1 protein-coding gene is annotated in these 750 nt (G+C 71.5%); it reads right to left on the bottom strand.

Annotated features, from left to right (window positions below; translation table 11 throughout):
• Nucleotides 1–750 (bottom strand): thiolase family protein (locus AC1D15_RS35545; RefSeq protein WP_477829789.1); only part of this gene is annotated, 750 nt, incomplete at both ends.

The following is a 750-nucleotide window of genomic DNA, read 5'->3' as shown; positions in this document are numbered from 1 at the left end:
GCGTCAGGCCGTGGCGCGCCGCGGCCGCCTCGCTCGCCAGCAGCAGCGCGCAGGCGCCGTCGTTGACGCCCGAGGCATTGCCGGCCGTCACCGTGCCGTCGGGCCGCACCACGCCCTTCAGCTTCGCGAGTGCGTCGAGCGAGGTCTCGCGCGGGTGCTCGTCCTGCTTCACGACGAGCGCCTCGTCCTTCTTCTGCGCGATCGTCACCGGCGTGATCTCGGCGTCGAAGAAGCCGGCCTGCTGCGCCGCGACCGCCTTCAGCTGCGACGCCAGCGCCATCCGGTCCTGCGCGTCGCGCCCGATGCCGAAATCGGCGGCCACGTTCTCCGCCGTCTCGGGCATCGAATCGACGCCGTGCATCTCCTTCATCAGCTTGTTGACGAAGCGCCAGCCGATCGTCGTGTCGTGGATCGCGGTGCTGCGGCTGAACGCGCTCTCGGCCTTCGGCATCACGAACGGCGCGCGGCTCATGCTCTCGACGCCGCCGGCGATCATCAGGCCGGCCTCGCCGCTGCGGATCGCGCGCGCCGCGCTGCCCACCGCGTCCATCCCCGAGCCGCACAGCCGGTTGATCGTCATGCCCGGCACGCCGATCGGCAGGCCGGCCAGCAGCGCCGACATGCGCGCCACGTTGCGGTTGTCCTCGCCGGCCTGGTTCGCGCAGCCGAACAGCACATCGTCGACAGCCTCCCAGTCGACACGCGTGTTGCGAGCGATCAGCGCCTTCAGCGGGATCGCGCCGAGGTCGT

Source organism: Rhizobacter sp. P2_H2 (assembly GCF_056403375.1).
This window is presented reverse-complemented; position numbering and strand designations above follow the sequence as displayed.